This window comes from Polaromonas sp. P1_G4 (assembly GCF_056405475.1).
This window is the reverse complement of record NZ_JBFUCA010000780.1, coordinates 1-1,406: the sequence shown is the minus strand read 5'-3', so window position 1 is coordinate 1,406 and position 1,406 is coordinate 1. Positions and strand designations below refer to the sequence as shown.

Annotated in this window: 1 protein-coding gene; it reads right to left on the bottom strand. The window is 62.3% G+C overall.

The features are described from left to right. The coding region (locus AC1D1X_RS23265; RefSeq protein ID WP_477699340.1) for a M48 family metallopeptidase at positions 1-1,154 on the bottom strand (1,154 nt) is incomplete at its 3' end. Positions 1,155-1,406 lie beyond the last annotated feature (252 nt).

The window sequence follows — 1,406 nt, the reverse complement described above, 5'->3', positions numbered from 1 at the left end:
ATCTTGATCAGCGATTCCACAATGGCCTGCGGCGAAACCAGCTTCGCGGCGGCGCGGTCGGCCTTGAATTCGCGCTCGCGGCTGTCACGCATCAGCGCGAATTCAAATATCACCCGGTACAGGTACATCAGGTGATAGACCGCAACCGTCAGACCACCGCCACGCATCAGGCCGAGGTAGTGGTCGTACTGCACAAGCTTGGGCCCAAGCCGGGCGCTGCTGGCGGCATCACCACCGCGAAAATGCGCGAGCTCATGGCCCAGCACGGCATCGGCCTGGGCACGGTCCAGCAGCCGCAGCAGCGGAAGGCTGACAAACAACGTGCGGCCGGTCAGCGCCTGGCCGGCCACGGTAAGCGGCGCTTCGGTGACAAAAAAATTGGTGTCAATGCCCGCCACGATCTGTTTGGGCGGCGCGGTCTTCAGGCGCGCGGCCAGAGCGCGTGTGTTGGCCCAAAGGCCCGGCGCGTCGCCGTCGCTGACCAGCTCCCCGTCAATGGTGTTTGCCATGGCGGGGCGCCGCAGCAGCCCGGCAATGGCAAAGAACACCGCGACAGCCACCACAAAGCCGATCAGCGCGATCAGCTTGATGTAATACACGTGAAAGAAGAATGCCGTCACCCAAAAGGACAGCCAGACAAGCATGGTGCCCTGCACCAGCATTTGCGCCGCGCTGGCCAGGCTCAGCAGGCGCCAGCCGGTCACAAAACTCAGGTACCGGGCCTTGCGGTTCCAGAAAGCCACGGCGCCCAGCAGCAGTTCCACCAGCAAGATGGCCACACCGCCGGCAATCGTCCATTTGGCGATGAGATGCGCTGCGTAAAACTGCCAGACTTCGGAGAACGGCTCGCAGAACATGTCCCTGTCCTGCACGAGGTCGGCGTTGGCGTCGGCACATATGCGGGAGACCGGGTTGTCACGGTAAAACTTCTTGGTGTGCGCCTTGCTTTCGGCGGACATGCTCGAGTCCTGGTCGACCTGCCGCTCTATCGACTGGATGATGGTGCGGTCGAGTTGCTGCTGTGCATGCCTGGCGAACAGCAAGGTTGAGCCCGGAACCAGAAACAGCGTCACCAGCGCGAGGGCCAGAACTTTCAGCAGGTCCTTCCTGATCCTGCTGCTCACCGTATTGCCGTCTTCTCCACTGCCTGCCATGCTCCGCTCCCTGTTTTTTAGTCATTAACCGCTTTGCTCGAGTGGCTAATATACCGGCCCTCGCCTGCTTTCCAAGGCGGGCGAAGCGAGCGCTGAGCGGTCACACCGGCCAGACCACGCCCTTGTCGTTCAGGATGGCATCGAGCGGAATGTCGTGCGGCTCGGGCTCCATGTCGGGCAGCCAGCCCTGGGTATAGCCCAGGCCCACTGTGAAAGGCCGTGGTTCCAGGCCCACTGTGAAAGGCCGTGGTT